The organism is Dyadobacter psychrophilus (assembly GCF_900167945.1).
Taxonomy (GTDB): Bacteria; Bacteroidota; Bacteroidia; order Cytophagales; family Spirosomataceae; genus Dyadobacter; species Dyadobacter psychrophilus.
In genome coordinates, this window is the sequence record NZ_FUZA01000005.1 from 189,755 (window position 1) to 206,083 (window position 16,329).

At 46.3% G+C, this 16,329-nt stretch carries 14 protein-coding genes; 10 read left to right on the forward strand and 4 right to left on the reverse strand.

Features of this window, described 5'->3' with window-relative positions; all coding sequences use genetic code 11:
* Positions 1–12 precede the first annotated feature (12 nt).
* The 4 genes from B5X68_RS18785 to B5X68_RS18800 form a co-directional block, all read right to left on the reverse strand.
* A complete protein-coding gene (locus B5X68_RS18785) occupies positions 13–768 on the reverse strand; it encodes a 3-keto-disaccharide hydrolase (protein WP_082216306.1) in 756 nt (251 codons plus the stop codon).
* Positions 769–803: 35 nt separating this feature from the next.
* Complete coding sequence (locus B5X68_RS18790; RefSeq protein WP_082216307.1) at positions 804–1,610, reverse strand: Fic family protein; 807 nt, start codon at positions 1,608–1,610, stop codon at positions 804–806.
* Between the two features lie 61 nt (positions 1,611–1,671).
* Positions 1,672–3,603: a plastocyanin/azurin family copper-binding protein gene (locus tag B5X68_RS18795; RefSeq protein WP_229208485.1), complete on the reverse strand. Its 1,932-nt coding sequence runs from the start codon at positions 3,601–3,603 to the stop codon at positions 1,672–1,674.
* Between the two features lie 11 nt (positions 3,604–3,614).
* Entirely contained in the window at positions 3,615–5,393 is a 1,779-nt protein-coding gene (locus B5X68_RS18800) for a PA14 domain-containing protein (protein WP_082216309.1), read from the reverse strand.
* A 221-nt stretch (positions 5,394–5,614) separates the two neighbouring features.
* Between B5X68_RS18800 and B5X68_RS18805 the strand changes: the two genes are divergently transcribed.
* The 10 genes from B5X68_RS18805 (at position 5,615) to fbp (ending at position 16,316) form a co-directional block, all read left to right on the forward strand.
* Positions 5,615–6,382 carry a DeoR/GlpR family DNA-binding transcription regulator gene (locus B5X68_RS18805; RefSeq protein WP_082216310.1) on the forward strand — a complete coding sequence of 256 codons (768 nt, stop codon included), beginning with the start codon at positions 5,615–5,617 and terminating at the stop codon, positions 6,380–6,382.
* Positions 6,383–6,400: 18 nt separating this feature from the next.
* Entirely contained in the window at positions 6,401–7,813 is a 1,413-nt protein-coding gene (locus tag B5X68_RS18810; RefSeq protein ID WP_082216311.1) for an L-fucose/L-arabinose isomerase family protein, read from the forward strand.
* A gap of 14 nt (positions 7,814–7,827) precedes the next feature.
* Positions 7,828–8,661, forward strand: a complete 834-nt coding sequence (locus B5X68_RS18815; protein ID WP_082216312.1) for a transketolase — start codon at positions 7,828–7,830, stop codon at positions 8,659–8,661.
* A 20-nt stretch (positions 8,662–8,681) separates the two neighbouring features.
* The gene (locus B5X68_RS18820) at positions 8,682–9,656 is read left to right on the forward strand and encodes a transketolase family protein (protein ID WP_082216313.1); all 975 of its coding nucleotides are present in this window, start codon (positions 8,682–8,684) and stop codon (positions 9,654–9,656) included.
* Between the two features lie 109 nt (positions 9,657–9,765).
* Entirely contained in the window at positions 9,766–11,151 is a 1,386-nt protein-coding gene (locus B5X68_RS18825; protein ID WP_229208497.1) for a DUF1593 domain-containing protein, read from the forward strand.
* 16 nt (positions 11,152–11,167) lie between these two features.
* Positions 11,168–12,121 (forward strand): D-ribose ABC transporter substrate-binding protein, encoded by a 954-nt coding sequence (locus B5X68_RS18830; RefSeq protein WP_082216315.1) that lies wholly within the window; start codon positions 11,168–11,170, stop codon positions 12,119–12,121.
* A 2-nt stretch (positions 12,122–12,123) separates the two neighbouring features.
* The gene (locus tag B5X68_RS18835) at positions 12,124–12,753 is read left to right on the forward strand and encodes a DUF2291 domain-containing protein (protein ID WP_082216316.1); all 630 of its coding nucleotides are present in this window, start codon (positions 12,124–12,126) and stop codon (positions 12,751–12,753) included.
* 18 nt (positions 12,754–12,771) lie between these two features.
* On the forward strand, positions 12,772–14,292 hold the full coding sequence (locus B5X68_RS18840; protein ID WP_082216317.1) for a sugar ABC transporter ATP-binding protein: 1,521 nt from the start codon (positions 12,772–12,774) through the stop codon (positions 14,290–14,292).
* Positions 14,289–15,263 (forward strand): ABC transporter permease, encoded by a 975-nt coding sequence (locus tag B5X68_RS18845; RefSeq protein ID WP_082216318.1) that lies wholly within the window; start codon positions 14,289–14,291, stop codon positions 15,261–15,263. Before B5X68_RS18840 ends, B5X68_RS18845 begins: the two co-directional genes overlap by 4 nt.
* Before the next feature lie 57 nt (positions 15,264–15,320).
* A complete protein-coding gene (fbp, locus tag B5X68_RS18850; RefSeq protein WP_082216319.1) occupies positions 15,321–16,316 on the forward strand; it encodes a class 1 fructose-bisphosphatase in 996 nt (331 codons plus the stop codon).
* Positions 16,317–16,329 lie beyond the last annotated feature (13 nt).

Here is a 16,329-nt window from a genome sequence, read left to right on the forward strand (position 1 = left end):
CAATAATCCGGTCTACAATTCCCTGATCCAGATGTTGCGGAAGCTGACGCGACTGCCGTGTTCCTGCAACCTCAACGGCATTTTTGCTTCGTGATATTTGTATTTTGGATAACCCTGGTAAACCATCGGGCCTTTTAGTTCTACGTGGTTAAGAATCAGCACATTATTATGCAAAACGGTCATGTATGCAGGGGTTTTCAAAGTTTTGTCTGCATTGAAGACCGGTGCATCGAATATGATGTCGAAGCTTTGCCACGTTTGTGGTTTACGTGCTGCATTCACCAGCGGAATGTGCTGTTTGTAAACGCTTCCAGCTTGCCCATTGTAATAAATCCGCGTTTCATAATTGTAAGATTCATAAATCTGCAATTCATAAAGGCCCATTAAAAACACGCCGCTATTGCCCCGGTTCATTCCCTGATCTTCCTTAGGGTCAGGCGTTTTCCACTCAATATGGACCTGTGCACTTCCAAATTTCTGTTTTGTCTGAATGTCCGTCGTCTTAGGAACAATCGTCATTCCTCCCGCATTAACCTCCCATTTTACCGCCGACTTATCCAGATGTTCCCATTTGCCCAAATCCTCTTTCCCACCAAACAGCACAACAGCATCAGAAGGCGGCAAAACCGGACTTTCAGCAGGAACCACAACCGGCGGTTTCACAGACCAATCCTCGGTTGCAGAAGCGGGTGGGAGGGTTTGGGAAAAAGTAATGATGCTTGTTAACAGTGTAGCAGAAAATAAGGAAATAGATAATTTATAATTCATTTTAGTGAATCAAAATGAGCGTTTTAGTTTGCTTTTTAAAAGAATAAACCTAATCCTTTAAAATTTTTCTTTGGCGGGGTCGTATCAGACAAGCGTTCAATTTCTTGTTTCAGGTAAGCCAAATGCTGCTCGCGCATGAAACCGAGAAAGATTTCAATGTCCTCTTGCTGCCTGGTTTGAACGAGCGATTCAATATAACCAACCTTGTTCTGTGAAGAGATCATTGTTAGAGGTTTGTTATACAACGCTTGCACAAAATTCATTAGCAACCTCCCCGTTCTTCCATTTCCGTCTGCAAAAGGATGAATTGTAACAAATTGATAGTGAAGCAAGAACGCGAGGTCATTTATCTCTGCCAGTGAGAGGTCGGCCGTCAATTTTTTACTAAATTCTGAGCAAAGCGCTTCCATTGCAGCCGGAACTTTGCTGTAATTCAAATAGCTTTTACCGCCGATGCCAGCCGAAACATTCAAGAGTCGGAAGTCACCTTTACCGCTGTCGAAAGTTCCTAATGCAGTGTTATGGGCAGTCCCGGTATTCTTCATGACCAGCGACCCGATTTCTTTGATAAAGGAAATGTTCAAAGGCTGCTTTTCTGAGGCTCTTTCAATAATAAATTGTAGCGCGTCAAGATGATCTTTAAGCATTAAATGATGAATAAGCGGCTTGCCATTTGCAGTCAAGCCTTCATCCAGGAATATTTGCGTTTCAGTTTCGGTTAATGTGTTTCCTTCAATGACAGTGGAATGATGCGATATCGCGTACAGATTATACTTCTCGTAATCAATCACATGATTCGTAATTTCCTGATAATGAACCGTTAACTTTTCCAATAGCTCCATGATTGCAATTTGGCTAATCTTTTTAGGTTAACAAAATGGATTAAGCCCGATTGGGAGATTATCACCGCACTTTCATAATCCCTTTCATTACAAACGAATGTCCTGGGAAGCTGCATATAAAGGGATAATCGCCTGCTTTTGGAGCGGTGAAGTAGATGGTTTGGGATGTTTCTGGTTGAATGAGGCAGGTGTGGAAAAGGACTGATTTTGAGTCTGGAATGTAGCCGGCGTTGGTTCCGTTGAGTCCCATATCCATGGCGTTTTGACCGACTTCTTCGCCTTTTCCCGGCGCCGTAATGACCAGATTGTGAAGCATATCGTCGTTGTTATTGAAAACCAGCTTCACTTTGCTGCCAGCTTTAACTTCCAGGATTTCTTTGTCAAATTTCAAACCCGGTTTGGTGCCCATAATGATCGTCACACCGGCTTCCGTTTTCCAGTCGGCAGGCTGTTCATGAACAGATTTGGATGGATCATTTCCACAGCCTCCCGTAGCCGTAGCCGCTTGTGTGTGAGCCATGTCATGATGCGTATGGTCTGTACCCGGCGGGAATGCGTTAATGGTGTAATAGGCTTCGGGATGAAGTAGTTTTTCACCATCCTGCGTCGCAACATTGGCGATTTTCAATTCATGAATGTAACCTGCACGAAGCCCGTTTACAGTCAATTTAACTTTTGTCCCATCCGCTAAAATTTCAGCTTTACTCACATTACAATCGCCCGAGTTGATAACCGGACTGCCATATTTTTTACGATAGCTGTAAGTAAAACCTGTCATTTTATAATTCTCAGTTGCTGAGGCGATTGTCTTGTTTACCGGCTTAGTAAATTCAAGCTCAAAACCGGTTGTCGTAATGCGCATTGCCTTGATTTCCAGGGGAAATTGTTTCGGAAATGTCATTCGTTGCAAACCGAAAAGGTCTTTCCCGGTAGAGGCCCAGCCGCGGCTCGTCATGCCGACAAATAGAGAGTGGTCACTTCCCCAGGCCATCCGCAAAATACCCGAAGCAAAGCCTTCGCGAAACGGAAAGCAGGCCCCCTGATACTGACCATTCACTTTTTCCAAAAACGCACGCATAATCTTGCTATGCCCTTGATCCCCAACAAGTAACTGACCTTTGAATGGCCCGGCTTCATCCGAATCCATAGACACAATCGCAGAGGTGGAAATGCCCATCACCGTATGCGGGAACCAAATGGCAGGCACCTTAAAATGAGACTTTCCCTGAGCATAATCATACATGATGCCGATTGAATCGGCAAATGAGGATCGTTTCAAATCAATGGGCGAGCCGGGTTCTGCGGTCCATTTCAAGCCAGCCGGATGGCCTGCAAAATCGCCTGCATTCAGGTGCGTGATCCTGCCCGAGCCGATCCAGTCGCCTTGATTTTCCGCGACAAAGACGTCCCCGGAGGCATTAAGGCCAAATGCGGCCGGGGAGCGCATACCCGTTGCAAAAGGCGTCATTTTGCCATCTTCCGTGATTTTGAGCATCCAACCGCGCCATTTGGTAAGGCTCTCCCCACGCCCAACCCACGATAAATTCAGTGTAACCAGCATTTCGCCATTGGGCAGGATCAATGGTCCATAGGAATATTCATGATAGTTTCCGGAGATGGGCCAGGAATAAATGGTTTGAAACAGATCCGCAACTCCATCGCCATTGCTGTCGGACATTTTAGTGAGTTCTGAGCGCTGGGTTGTGTAAAAAGCACCTTTTTTGTAAGCAAGCCAAAGCGGTTCGTGCAGGCCGTTTGCAAAGAGCGAATAACGCGGTTTCTGACTTTTTTTCTGGTAAGGATCGTCAATCACCCAGATCTCGCCGCGCCGCGTGGCAACACCCAGTTTATCATCGTCAGTGAATGCCAATCCGCCTACTTCCAGCATAATGCTGTCAGGCACCGGAACCGTATTTATTTTGTAATATTTGCTTTCATTTTCGATTATATGCTGAGCGAAAGAATTCACCGCACGGATGAGAAGCAAAATCATAATCACACACCTTACCATATGATATCGTACTTAATCGTAAGTGGTTCGTTTTGAATAGGGATAATGAGCTGGTGGCGACCGTTGTCGCGTCGCAGAATAGGTTTTACGCTTCCCGCTTGAAGATTTTCGATAAAATAATTTTTGTCGTCCACTGCATAACCATGGGTTGTTTGCTCGATAGTGCGTCCTTCGGCGAGTAAAAGATAGGCGCCTTTTCCGGCGTTTGGAGTAATTTTGACTTCCCTTGTCAGTCCTTCGTTTTGCGGTGCGGAAGACAAATAATCCTCAATACTTGTCTCATTCAATGTGTAGAAATAGACAGGTAAGCCGCTATTAGCCAGTCTGTAACCGCGTTTGGGAAATACTCCTTCCGCGGTTTGTGCGGAATCTGGCCAGGAAGCCTCCGGCGAGGATAATATTGCGAGAAGAGGTTTTTGTAAAAGTTCCAGTTTGGCACCTAACGGGATTTCCAGCTGTTTTTCACCGCGCTCCGTCCACATATTGGAAACATCAATAAACCGTCCGTGCCACGCCGACAGCACATTGTAGCGCTTCATATCATAAGCGTAATTGTTCCCGGTTTTTTCTCCGGCCGACGCTAATGGCGGAATGCTCACGGAAGCCGTATAAGGGTTGATTTTATTGCGATGCATCATGAACCCGCGCTGGATCGCAGGCTTGTTTTTTACCTCATATTCCAAAGGTTCGAAGCGTTCACTTACGCGCATGGAAGCAGGCGTCGTGAGTGAACGCCAGGGAATTTGCGGGCCTTCGTAATGCAGCACAAGGCACTCATCTGAATTGGAATAAACAATTTTGAACGGATATTTCCCTTTTTTCAAAGTGTGTTTAGCATAAAAGGCACGTTCAAAATCCCTTGTACCACGATTGTCGATAATGTGTTTTCCATCGATGTAAAACCAGGCGCCGCCACCGGCAATCATTTTGAACAAATAATCGCCGTCGCGGGGAATGTCGAGTGTCCCTTCCATTAACAGCTGCGATTTACGGTCGCCAACCAAATGTGAAAGCGTGTCGGTAACACCGGTGCGTTTGGGTTGGAGCGATGCCAGCGTATCGGGATTTTTATGTAAGCCATTATAAACCTTGAAATTGGTTGCCGAAATGTGGATCAGGTCCTTTTGGTAAGTTTTGAATTGAACATTCCGCACAGCAAACGGAAGGGCATTTCCAATAATCGCCAGCGATTTGTTTATTGTTTTAGGAGATAGATTGACAGCCTGCTGTCCAGCATTATTTTCGAATTCGTGACCGTTGAGCAAGATCTTCTCAAAGCGTGCGGATTTTGTTTCCTTTCCATTTTTATCTAAATCCGCTGCCCTGAAACGGATCGTTAAATGTTGCCAGAGACCAGGCGCTTTGGCTCCCGGATTCGCCTTTTTCATCCAGTCATCCGTGATTTTGATATTACAACGACCATGAAGTGAGATCTCGAATGAGGCGCCTTTTGACAAAAGGAAGTCGAGTTCAATATCCGCGTCGCCGAATTCCGCTTTGGAGATAAGTGGCAGACTTTGTTTTGCGGGTTTATACACCAGGATTCCTTTTCCTTTTATGTCATTGAAACTTCCGATCTGCTTCCGATCAGCGGCGACATTGCCTGCAACTTGCCAGTTTTTTGTGTTTGGATTAATGAACTGATCCAGGTTATCCAGTTTTAATGTGTCAAACGGAAGACTTTGACTGTCATTCTGTGCGAGCGTGAGCGGTGCGTAAAAAATCAAAACGCATGCAACCAGCTTTTTAGATAATTGTCGAATAGGCATCATTGAATTCTTGTATTCACTTACCGGGAAATAGTATTACAATTATAGTATTTTATTTTCTGTTATTATTTTTTATTTTCTTTTATTTTCGCAAATTTGCTTTTGCTAAGTAAAATATATCTCTTTGCACTGTGCTTATGTTTATTTTTGGTTTTGATACAATTACATAACTGTTTTCCTTCTATTTTTAGGTAAAAACCATAAGGACTACAAACTATAACATAATGCTCGCAAATCAGAGAAGAGACAAAATACTTGAATTGTTAAAAGAAGATGGTTCAGCAAAGGTGATCGACCTCGCTAAACTTTTTAAAGTGACGGAGGTAACAATCCGGCAAGACCTGGATAAGCTGGAAAAGGACGGTTTGGTTATCAAAGAACACGGCGGGGCCTTTTTGAAAAATGTGGAAGATCAGGTCCGCAATTTTTCACTGGCTAACCAGGAAAATCTGGACAAAAAAGAGCTGATAGCAGCTAAATGTCTGGAATATATTGCCAACGGCGACACCATTATCCTGGATTCAGGTTCGACAACAACGGAAATTGCCAAAAAGCTGAGAGGAAGCAACCGCCATTTGACGGTAATTACAAACGCATTGAACATTGCTTTGCTGCTTGGGGCTGAGACGGGGATAGAAGTGATTATGACCGGTGGCGAGTTTAAGCCACCCACATTGTCGCTCACAGGGCAGAAAGCGGCCGATTTTTTCAAAGGATTGAATGTTCAGAAACTGTTTCTGGCCACGGCAGGACTATCGTTAAAATCGGGACTTACTTATCCGAGTATCAGTGACTTAGTGGTAAAAAAGGCAATGATTGACGCAGCAGATACAACTTATCTGGTGGCAGATTCAACAAAAGTGGGGAAAAGCGCTTTCGCAAGTTTAGGAGCGCTGTCGCTGATCGATTATGTGATTACCGACGCTGGAATCGAAGAAAAACACAAGCAGCTGTTTCATGATAATGAGATAGAGCTGATAATAGCTGGTTAATAAGCGTACAAATTCACCATGAGCGAAAAAGGAAGTATTGGCGTCATCATCGGAAACAGGGATTTTTTCCCGGACAGGCTCGTCGCAGAAGCGCGGGTCGAAATCATTGATCTGCTGGCGAAGCTGAAAATCAATAGCATTATGCTCGACACCGAAGATACCAAACTGGGCGGCGTAGAGACATTTCAGGATGCGCAGAAATGTGCAGCATTATTTCGGAGGCACCGCGATGAGATCATAGGCGTCCTCGTTGTGTTGCCCAATTTTGGCGACGAAAGAGGAATTGCGGAAACATTAAAACTGGCAGAACTCAATGTGCCTGTTCTGGTGCAGGGTTATCCCGACGACCTGGATAAACTGGATGTAGCAAGACGCAGAGATTCGTGGTGCGGAAAGATTTCTGCTTGCAATAATTTGTATCAGTTCGGCATAAAATATACACTCACGACCAAGCACGTGGTGCATCCATCGGACCCCACTTTTCTAAAAGATCTGTTGGATTTCACTGCCGTCTGCCGCGTTACAAAAGGTCTGCGTAATGTGCGTATCGGTGCAATCGGCGCACGTCCCGGAGGCTTTAACACCGTTCGTTACAGCGAAAAAATACTGCAAAGAAACGGTATTTCCGTCGTTACGGTCGACCTGTCGGAGATTTTGGGCAATGCCAATAAGCTTACCGCCCAAGATGCAAGTGTGCAGCAACGGCTGCAAAGGATCCGGGATTATGCCTCCACAGGCAGAACGCCGGATGAAGCTCTGATACAAATGGCGAAGCTGGACGTCGTGCTTTCCGATTTTATGCAGGAAAACGCGCTGGACGCAACGGCCATTCAATGCTGGACTTCGGTACAGAAAAATTACGGGTGCAATGTGTGCACGAGCATGAGCATTATGAGCGAAAACATGCTCCCGAGCGGCTGCGAAGTGGATGTAACCGGAACATTGAGCATGTACGCTTTGCAGCTGGCATCAGGATCGCCAAGCGCACTCGTGGATTGGAATAACAATTATGCAAACGACGATAACAAATGCGTGCTTTTCCATTGCGGTAACTGGGCAAAGTCCTTTTTACCTGACATTGAGATCAGCACGGCGCCGATTCTGGGGACTTCTGTCGGAGAGGAAAATACATACGGTGCATTGTCGGGGCGCACGCCTGCGATGCCACTTACGTTTGGTCGCATCAGTACAGACGACCCGCGTGGTGTAATGAAAGCATACATTGGTGAAGGCAGACTTACCGATGACACATTGAAAACATTTGGTAACCGCGCTGTCGCCGAGATCCCGAACCTGCAAAACCTGATGCAATATATCTGCCGAAATGGTTTTGAACACCATGTGGTGATGAATGCGTCAAAAACAGCGGGAATTCTTAAAGAAGCATTAGGCAACTATATGGGCTGGGAAGTGCAGCTTTTTGATAATTAGTATTTCAAGAAACCATGTCGGAAAAGGAGTTAGCGCAGAAATCGGTGGAGTACCGGAAGAAAATACTCAAATACATTTATCAGGCCAAAGCGGGTCACACCGGCGGCAGTCTGTCGTGTATTGACATTTTGAACGTGCTTTATAACCACACCATGCAAGTGGATGCGTCCGATTTCACTTCTCCCGACCGCGATCGTTATATTCAAAGTAAGGGACACACCGTGGAAGCATTATACGTTGTGCTGGCTTCCAGAGGCTTTTTTCCTGAATCCGATCTGGACACACTCTGTAAATATCAATCGCATTATATAGGACATCCGACGCGCAAAGTGCATGGTGTTGAACAGAATACAGGTGCATTGGGTCATGGCCTTTCGCTGAGCGTGGGCACGGCCATTGCCGGGAAGCTGGATAAAAAAGATTACCGCGTTTTCACGGTTCTGGGAGACGGCGAACTGCCGGAAGGTTCCAATTGGGAAGCGGCATTGTCGGCGTCACATTATAAGCTCGACAATCTGTGTGCGATTTTGGATAAAAACACATTGCAAATCTCCGGCCCAACGGCCGATGTGCTTAATACAGACCCTGTTGACAAGAAATTCGAGGCTTTCGGATGGGAAGTGCGGCATGTGGATGGGCATGATATCAAACAGTTGCAAGACGCATTCGATGCATTGCCGTTTGTCAAGGGCAAGCCGAGTCTGATCATTGCACATACGATTAAGGGTAAGGGCATCAGTTTCATGGAAAATCAGCTCAAATGGCACCATGGCGTGCCCGATCCGAAGCAATATGAGGATGCCGTGCAGGAGCTCGATCTGTATGGAGCAACGCTGGTTTCGGCTTAAAAGAATGATTTATAATCAAAATGGATAGCATTGTGGATGCGACTATTGAAAACATTGCGGTTGCGCAGCTGACAAACCTGGAAGTTTTTTCCGGCGTTTTGCAGCTGCTGGCAGAAACGGACAGGGACATTATCGTGGTAACCAGCGATTCGAGAGGGTCGGGGAAGCTCGTTCCTTTTGGCCAGAAATTTCCGGAGCAGATCATTGAAGTGGGCATCGCCGAACAAAATCTAGTAGGCGTGGCCGCTGGCATTGCTTCGACCGGGAAGAAGGTTTTTGCGGTTTCGCCAGCATGTTTTTTGACAGCGCGCGCTTTGGAACAGATCAAAAATGACGTGGCGTATTCCAATAATCCGGTGACGCTGGTCGGCATCAGTGCTGGTGTGAGTTACGGCGCATTGGGCTCCACGCACCACAGTTTGCACGATTTCGCCGTATTAAGGACGATTAATAACCTCATTATCGTGGCTCCGGCCGATAATTTTGAAGCTGAACAGGCCGTTAGGCTAGCAGCGGAAACAGACCTGCCGGTTTACATTCGTTTTGGAAAAAAATCGATGCCTTTGCTGTCTGCCGAAAAGTCATTTGAATTTGGAAAAGGCCGGCTGATCCGTGAAGGAAGTGACCTGACTATCATTGCAACCGGGGAAACCGTAGAGCATGCCTGTCGGGCGGCTCAAAAACTGGAAAGAGAATTTAACCTCACTGCTTCAATTGTGAGTATGCATACCATTAAACCGTTGGATTACAATCTTTTATCTGAAATTGCTGCATCGGATAAGCCTATTATTACGGTGGAAGAACACAGTATTTATGGCGGATTGGGAGAGGCTTGCGCTTCATTTTTAATCCAGAATAATTTCCGTAACCGCTTCAAAATCATTGGTATACCAGACGAATACACGGTTACCGGTTCGCAGCAGGAAATCTTCAATCATTACGGAATTTCGGAGGAAGGAATTACAAAAACCGCACTGGCCCTTTTGGGTGAATAAATAAAAATCACGTAAGGGTAGCGTTTTCTGTGAGGAGTCAGGAAATAACCCGCTTCTTTCAAATATGCTAAATCGGGAATATTTTATGAAGTTGTCAAGATACATTGCAATGTCTGCCCTCATGCTTGGTTTTTCGCTGGCCAATGCGCAGCCCAACGCTCAAAAACACCGGGTTTTGATTTTGACAGACATTGAGAATGAACCGGACGACACCCAGTCCATGGTGCGCTTTCTTACTTATTCCAATCATTGGGATGTGGAAGGACTGATTGCAACGACCTCCATTCACCAGCAAAAAAGGATTGCCCCGGAAAAGATCAAGCAGCTTATTAACGCCTACGGCAAAGTCAGAAGCAACCTGTTGCTGCATGAAAAAGGTTATCCCGAAACAGAATATTTACTGAGTATTACCAAAAGCAGTTTCCCCGAATTCGGCCTGAATGCGGTTGGAAAGGGAAAAGACTCGGAAGGTTCGGAGTGGATTATCAAAGTTGTAGATAAGAAAGATGACCGGCCAGTTTGGATCCCCGTTTGGGGCGGCGCCAATTGCCTGGCTCAGGCGCTTTGGAAAGTGAAAATGACGAGGTCGCCGGAAGATCTTAAAAAGTTTGTTTCCAAAATCAGAATGTATACCATTTCTGATCAGGACGATACAGGGCCATGGATCAGGAAGAATTTTCCCGACTTGTTTTATGTCGGCAGCCCCGGTTATCACGCGGCAGGCGCTTACCATTATGCAACCTGGTCAGGCATTAGCGGCGATAAGTTTCATGGCCGGTTTGTGGGCGCTGATTTTACCATTGTAGACAATCCCTGGCTCGACGAAAACGTGCGTAACCACGGGCCGTTGGGTGCAGAGTATCCATTCACAAAGTTTCTCATGGAAGGCGATACACCATCGTTTTTAGGGTTGATTAACAATGGATTAAACGATCCCGAGCATCCCGAATTCGGCGGCTGGGGCGGTCGATACGAATTATACACTCCTCACACACTGAAATATTTTTACGAACCCGAGACCCGCCCGATATACACGGACGCCATGGATGAAGTAAAAGGTGTTGACAGCGCATTTCACACGAGCAACAAAGCTACATTATGGCGGTGGCGGGAAGCGTTTCAACATGATTTTGCGGCGCGGATGGACTGGACGATCAAGCCATACAAGGACGCTAATCATCCTCCAAAAGCCGCATTAAAGCATGCAAATGCCATTAAAGCCAAGACCGGGGAAAAGGTAACATTGAGTGCAGAAGGTTCAGAAGATCCCGATGGGAATGAGCTTACTTATCAATGGATTTACTACCCGGAGCCGGGCAGCTATAACGTGAAGGAGCCTTTGAAAATTAACGAGATAAATGCCAAAACAACATTTTTTACTGCGCCAAAGGTCGAGAAGCCGGAAACGGTCCACATTATCCTTGCCGTAACAGATAAAGGCGTTCCGGCGCTTACGAGATATCAGCGGGTGATTGTAACGGTTTATCCAGAATAATGTGGAGCGAAGAAATATGAAATTTTTAAAACCAGTCAGCATCCTCTTTTACGCAATAGTTGCACTCACTTTCGCGGGATGCAGATCAAAAAATGGCGCCGAAGAGCCGAAGAAAATGGCGATCGTGGTTTCTACGCTTAATAATCCATGGTTTGTGTTTCTCGCGGAAAGGGCGCAGGCCAAAGCGAAAGAGCTAGGTTATGAATCAAAAGTCTTTGATTCTCAAAACAATACAGCACTTGAAACGGATCATTTTGAGAATGCGATGGCGAGCGGCTATGACGCGATCCTGTTCAATCCCACGGACGCAGACGGCTCCATTGTGAATGTTAAAAACGCCACAGCAGCCGGCGTTCCGGTTTTTTGCATGGATCGGGAAGTGAATTCCAATGAGGCGGCAACTTCGCAGATCTTGTCTGACAGTTATTCAGGATGTGTTTCGATTGCCAGATATTTTGTAGAAACATTAAATAAAAAAGGCAAATACGTTGAAATCCTCGGCATGGTGGGCGATAACAACACGTGGAACCGTTCAAAGGGGTTTCACAGCGTGGTCGACCATTATCCGGGTCTTAAAATGGTGGCGCAGCAAAGTGCTGATTTCGACCGGAACAAGGCCATGGAAGTCCTCGAATCCATTTTACAAGCTCAGCCAGACATCGACGCGGTTTTTTGCGGCAATGACGCCATGGCGATGGGCGCTTACCAGGCCCTGGTTGCGGCCGGAAAAGCGGATAAAGTGAAAGTGTTTGGATTTGATGGCGCCGAAGATGTGGTCAATTCCATCAAGGACGGTAAGATCATGGCAACGGGCATGCAGTTCCCCGAAGTGATGGCGCAGACTGCCGCCAATTTTGCCGACGAATATTTCAAAGGGAAAAGAGATTTTCCGAAGAAAATGCCGGTGGCTGTGGAGCTTGTCGTTAAGGGTAACATTGAAAATTACGCCGCTTACGGCAAAAAGGAATAGCGATGAAGAAAATGGTCCGATATGGTGTGTTCCTGCTGATTGTGGCGTTTCTGGCTTATAATTCGGTGTATTTTAAAAAGCTGGATGAGGTGAAAGCCGGGACGGCTTCTTTCAATGCGGCCAAATATGCAAAAGAATTCTGGGCGAAAAAACTTACGCCCTCGTTGTCGAAATCAGCTGAAACCGGGCAACTTTTATCGCTTTTACGAACAGATAAAGACAAGGCTTTCAAAGATCACGCGAACGCCCTGGGCATTGGTAACATTAAATATTTCCTGATCAAAGGCACAGGGAAAGTGACGGATGTGGAGGAAAATCAGGTCCTGTTCAGGCTGGAATCGGGTGCTGAAAAACCCGAAATGCGCATCGCTACCGAATATGTTTTTGGTAACGCAGTGCGGGATGCCTCGGGGACAATTGACATTAATGAGTTCTCTAATTCAATGGATTTTAACAATGTCTCCGCAGAAATCAATGAGATCATCCGGGAAAATGTGATCCCGCCTTTTAAGTCAAAGGTGAAAAAAGGTGATGTGATAGAGTTCACTGGGGCTATCGAGCTGAATCAGGAACATTTAAAGCTGGATAACATTGAAATTATCCCCATAAGCTTGAAAATAAGGGATTTGTAAACCAATCACATCTTCAACGTGCTGCAAGTCAACAACATAACGAAGAGATTTCCGGGCGTTATCGCGCTTGAAAACGTGTGCCTTTCCATTGAAGCCGGCAAGGTCACAGCATTGATCGGTGAGAATGGTGCCGGGAAATCTACGTTGATGAAAATCTTGTCAGGTGTTTACCAGGATTTTGAAGGTGAAATTCATTTCAAAGGAGCGCCTGTAAAATTTTCCGGCCCCAAAGATGCACAGCAAAAAGGCATCGCAATCATCCACCAGGAACTCAACCTGATCCCATATCTGACCATTACAGAAAACATTTTTCTGGGCAGGGAACTGTTGACGCAATTCGGGACAATTGATAAAAACCGAATGCGCCGAAAAACGCAGGAACTGCTCGACAGGCTGAAACTTAAAGTAAAGGCCGAAACGCAGGTGGTGAAGCTGAAAGTTGGGCAGCAACAAATTGTGGAAATAGCAAAATCACTGCTCACGGACGCGGAACTGATCATTATGGACGAGCCTACTTCCGCCATCACAGGCAGCGAAGTGGAACTGCTTTTCGATATCATTGAAAATCTCAGAAACGAAGGCAAAGCGATCATTTACGTTTCCCATAAGCTGGACGAATTGTTCCGGATCGCGGACAATTATGTGGTTTTAAGAGATGGTAAATCCATTGAATCCGGGGAAATGGAAGGCATTACGCAGGATCAGCTGATTGCAAAAATGGTAGGGCGGAAGATCGAGATCATGCGTAAAAGCTCAGGAGAGGAAAAGTGCGAAACATTGCTGGAAGTCAGAAACCTGACATTGAAGCATCCCTTACGGCCGAAAGAAGATCTGCTGAAAAACATTTCATTTGAGATTTGCAAGGGTGAGATCGTCGGAATCTTTGGCTTAATGGGCGCGGGGAGGACCGAATTATTGGAAACGATTTTCGGTCTGCACGCAACGGGCATCAGCGGTCACATATTTATGGAGGGCAAGGAATTGAAATGCGCATCTCCCTCCGAAGCCATCGCGGCCGGACTTGCCTTGGTTCCCGAAGACCGCAAAAAAGACGGACTAGTGCTTGGGCTGGACGTCAAAACGAACATTAGTCTTACCACACTGCACGATCTTGAAAAGCTGGGTACATTAAATGATGCAAAGGAAGTGGCGCTGGCTGATAAATACATTAGCGAGCTCAAAATCAAAACATCTTCCAAAAACCAAAAAGCAAATAACCTGAGCGGCGGGAACCAGCAAAAGATCGTCCTGGCGAAGTGGCTGGCTACGAAACCCAAACTGCTGCTGCTAGACGAACCGACGCGTGGAATCGATATCAATGCGAAAAATGAAATTTACAAACTCATTATTAAGCTGGCCGACGAAGGTTTGGGCATTGTAGTCGTTTCTTCCGAACTCCCTGAAATTCTTGCGGTTTCAGACCGGGTCCTCGTGATGGCGGAGGGCACATTAACAGCCGGTTTCACGATTGCGGAAGCCACAGAAGATTCCATTTTGCGGGCCGCAATCCCGCAGTCCCATTTCGACATAAAAGCATGAACATAGCATTAGACCGATCCAAATTACTGCGTTTCCAATCTCTCATCGCACTTTTTCTGCTGTGTCTGGGACTGAGTATTTTGTCGGACAAGTTCCTCAGCGTTTCCAATCTCTGGAATGTAATGCGGCAGGTTTCGGTGAACATCTGTATTTCAACAGGCATGACATTAATCGTTCTTACTGCTGGAATTGATTTGTCAGTGGGTTCAGTATTAGCACTTTGCGGAGCCATAATGGCCGGTTTGCTCAAAAACGGCATCGAACTTCCGGATAGCAACCTTTACATTGGCTTCACAATTTTGGGTGCAATCCTTGCCGGAGTAATCACGGGATCTGCCATGGGCGCATTCAGCGGCTGGACGATCACAAAGTTCAATGTGCCGCCATTTGTCGCAACGCTCGCCATGCTTACCGTTGCGCGAGGACTTACCATGCTCTGGACACAAGGATTCCCGATCAGCGGGCTGGGCGACACGTTTTTATATTTTGGAACGGGCTGGTTATTGGGCATTCCCGTGCCGGTCTGGATATCCGCAATCATCGTCGCCATCGCGGTTTTTGTCACGAATAAAACAAGGCTTGGGCGTTACATCTATGCCATTGGTGGCAATGAAAGCGCTTCGCGACTGTCTGGTATTCAGGTTAATAAAGTTAAAATAATTGTCTATACGATCGCTGGCGCACTGGCGGCTGTCGGGGGAATTATGGTAACTTCGCGTCTTGATTCTGCACAGCCTAATGCGGGCATCAGCTATGAACTGGATTCGATTGCGGCGGTGGTGATCGGCGGCACTTCGCTGTCTGGCGGTCGCGGCAGCATTTTGGGGACGGTCCAGGGTGCGATCATAATTGGCGTGCTGAATAATGGCCTTGTGCTGCTTAATGTGTCGCCTTTTTGGCAACAAGTTGTAAAAGGTCTGGTGATTTTGATTGCCGTGATTATTGATAAGTCAGGCTCAAAAAATGAGTAAATCCTAAATCCTGCTGCATAGTTCTCAACATTAGTCCATCTACTAATTTATCATGTTATGAGTCCAAAAACTGCTCAGGAACTTGCGTTGCCCGTAGGCGTCACGCTCGACAGGTTTATTATGTTAAGCCAAAGTGCATTCCCTTATGCAACGGGCGAGCTCTCCCAATTGTTACGGGATATCGCGCTGGCCGGAAAGATCATTAACCGGGAAATTAACCGCGCCGGCCTTGTGGACATTGCCGGTGGGAACGGGACCGATAATGTGCAGGGCGAAAACCAGCAAAAGCTGGACATTATCGCCAACATCAGGTTCATAAGGGCATTGAAAAACGGGGGAGAAGTGTGTGCGATCCTATCCGAAGAGGACGAAGATATCATCCACACAGGCAATGATCATGGCAAATACGTAGTGGCCATGGACCCGCTCGATGGCTCTTCCAATATTGATGTGAATGTGTCCATAGGGACGATTTTCTCTATTTACAGGCGTGTTTCGCCCATTGATGGCCCTGCGACCCGGGAAGATTTTCTGCAAGGCGGACGCAAGCAGGTCGCGGCCGGTTATATTTTATATGGCTCGTCCACAATGCTCGTATATTCCACCGGCGATGGCGTGAACGGCTTCACTTATGACCATTCGCTGGGAGAATTTATATTATCACATAAGAACATTTGCTCTCCCCAAAACGGCACGATTTATTCAGTCAATGATGGGTATATTAATGATTATCCGGCATTTGTGCAGCAATATTTGACCAAATGCAAAGAAAAATCCTGCACTGCCAGATACATAGGATCATTGGTTGCAGACTTCCATCGCAACTTGTTGCGGGGTGGCGTATATCTGTATCCATCCACCAAAAAAACGCCTGAGGGAAAACTCAGGCTGTTATATGAGTGCTATCCCCTGGCATTTATTGCGGAAAAATCCGGCGGGAAAGCGATTGACGGATTTGGCGCTATTCTCGACATTATACCAACCTCTTTCCACCAGCGTTCACCCATTTATCTGGGATCGTCGACAATGGTGGATGATGTGATGAAATGCTAAAAATTTCGTCAGA

Bases quoted from the DNA above. Each gene is read 5' to 3' on its own strand.
- B5X68_RS18785 (WP_082216306.1), bottom strand. From the start codon at position 768: ATGAATTATAAATTATCTATTTCCTTATTTTCTGCTACACTGTTAACA.
- B5X68_RS18790 (WP_082216307.1), bottom strand. From the start codon at position 1,610: ATGGAGCTATTGGAAAAGTTAACGGTTCATTATCAGGAAATTACGAAT.
- B5X68_RS18795 (WP_229208485.1), bottom strand. From the start codon at position 3,603: ATGATTTTGCTTCTCATCCGTGCGGTGAATTCTTTCGCTCAGCATATA.
- B5X68_RS18800 (WP_082216309.1), bottom strand. From the start codon at position 5,393: ATGATGCCTATTCGACAATTATCTAAAAAGCTGGTTGCATGCGTTTTG.
- B5X68_RS18805 (WP_082216310.1), top strand. From the start codon at position 5,615: ATGCTCGCAAATCAGAGAAGAGACAAAATACTTGAATTGTTAAAAGAA.
- B5X68_RS18810 (WP_082216311.1), top strand. From the start codon at position 6,401: ATGAGCGAAAAAGGAAGTATTGGCGTCATCATCGGAAACAGGGATTTT.
- B5X68_RS18815 (WP_082216312.1), top strand. From the start codon at position 7,828: ATGTCGGAAAAGGAGTTAGCGCAGAAATCGGTGGAGTACCGGAAGAAA.
- B5X68_RS18820 (WP_082216313.1), top strand. From the start codon at position 8,682: ATGGATAGCATTGTGGATGCGACTATTGAAAACATTGCGGTTGCGCAG.
- B5X68_RS18825 (WP_229208497.1), top strand. From the start codon at position 9,766: ATGTCTGCCCTCATGCTTGGTTTTTCGCTGGCCAATGCGCAGCCCAAC.
- B5X68_RS18830 (WP_082216315.1), top strand. From the start codon at position 11,168: ATGAAATTTTTAAAACCAGTCAGCATCCTCTTTTACGCAATAGTTGCA.
- B5X68_RS18835 (WP_082216316.1), top strand. From the start codon at position 12,124: ATGAAGAAAATGGTCCGATATGGTGTGTTCCTGCTGATTGTGGCGTTT.
- B5X68_RS18845 (WP_082216318.1), top strand. From the start codon at position 14,289: ATGAACATAGCATTAGACCGATCCAAATTACTGCGTTTCCAATCTCTC.
- fbp (WP_082216319.1), top strand. From the start codon at position 15,321: ATGAGTCCAAAAACTGCTCAGGAACTTGCGTTGCCCGTAGGCGTCACG.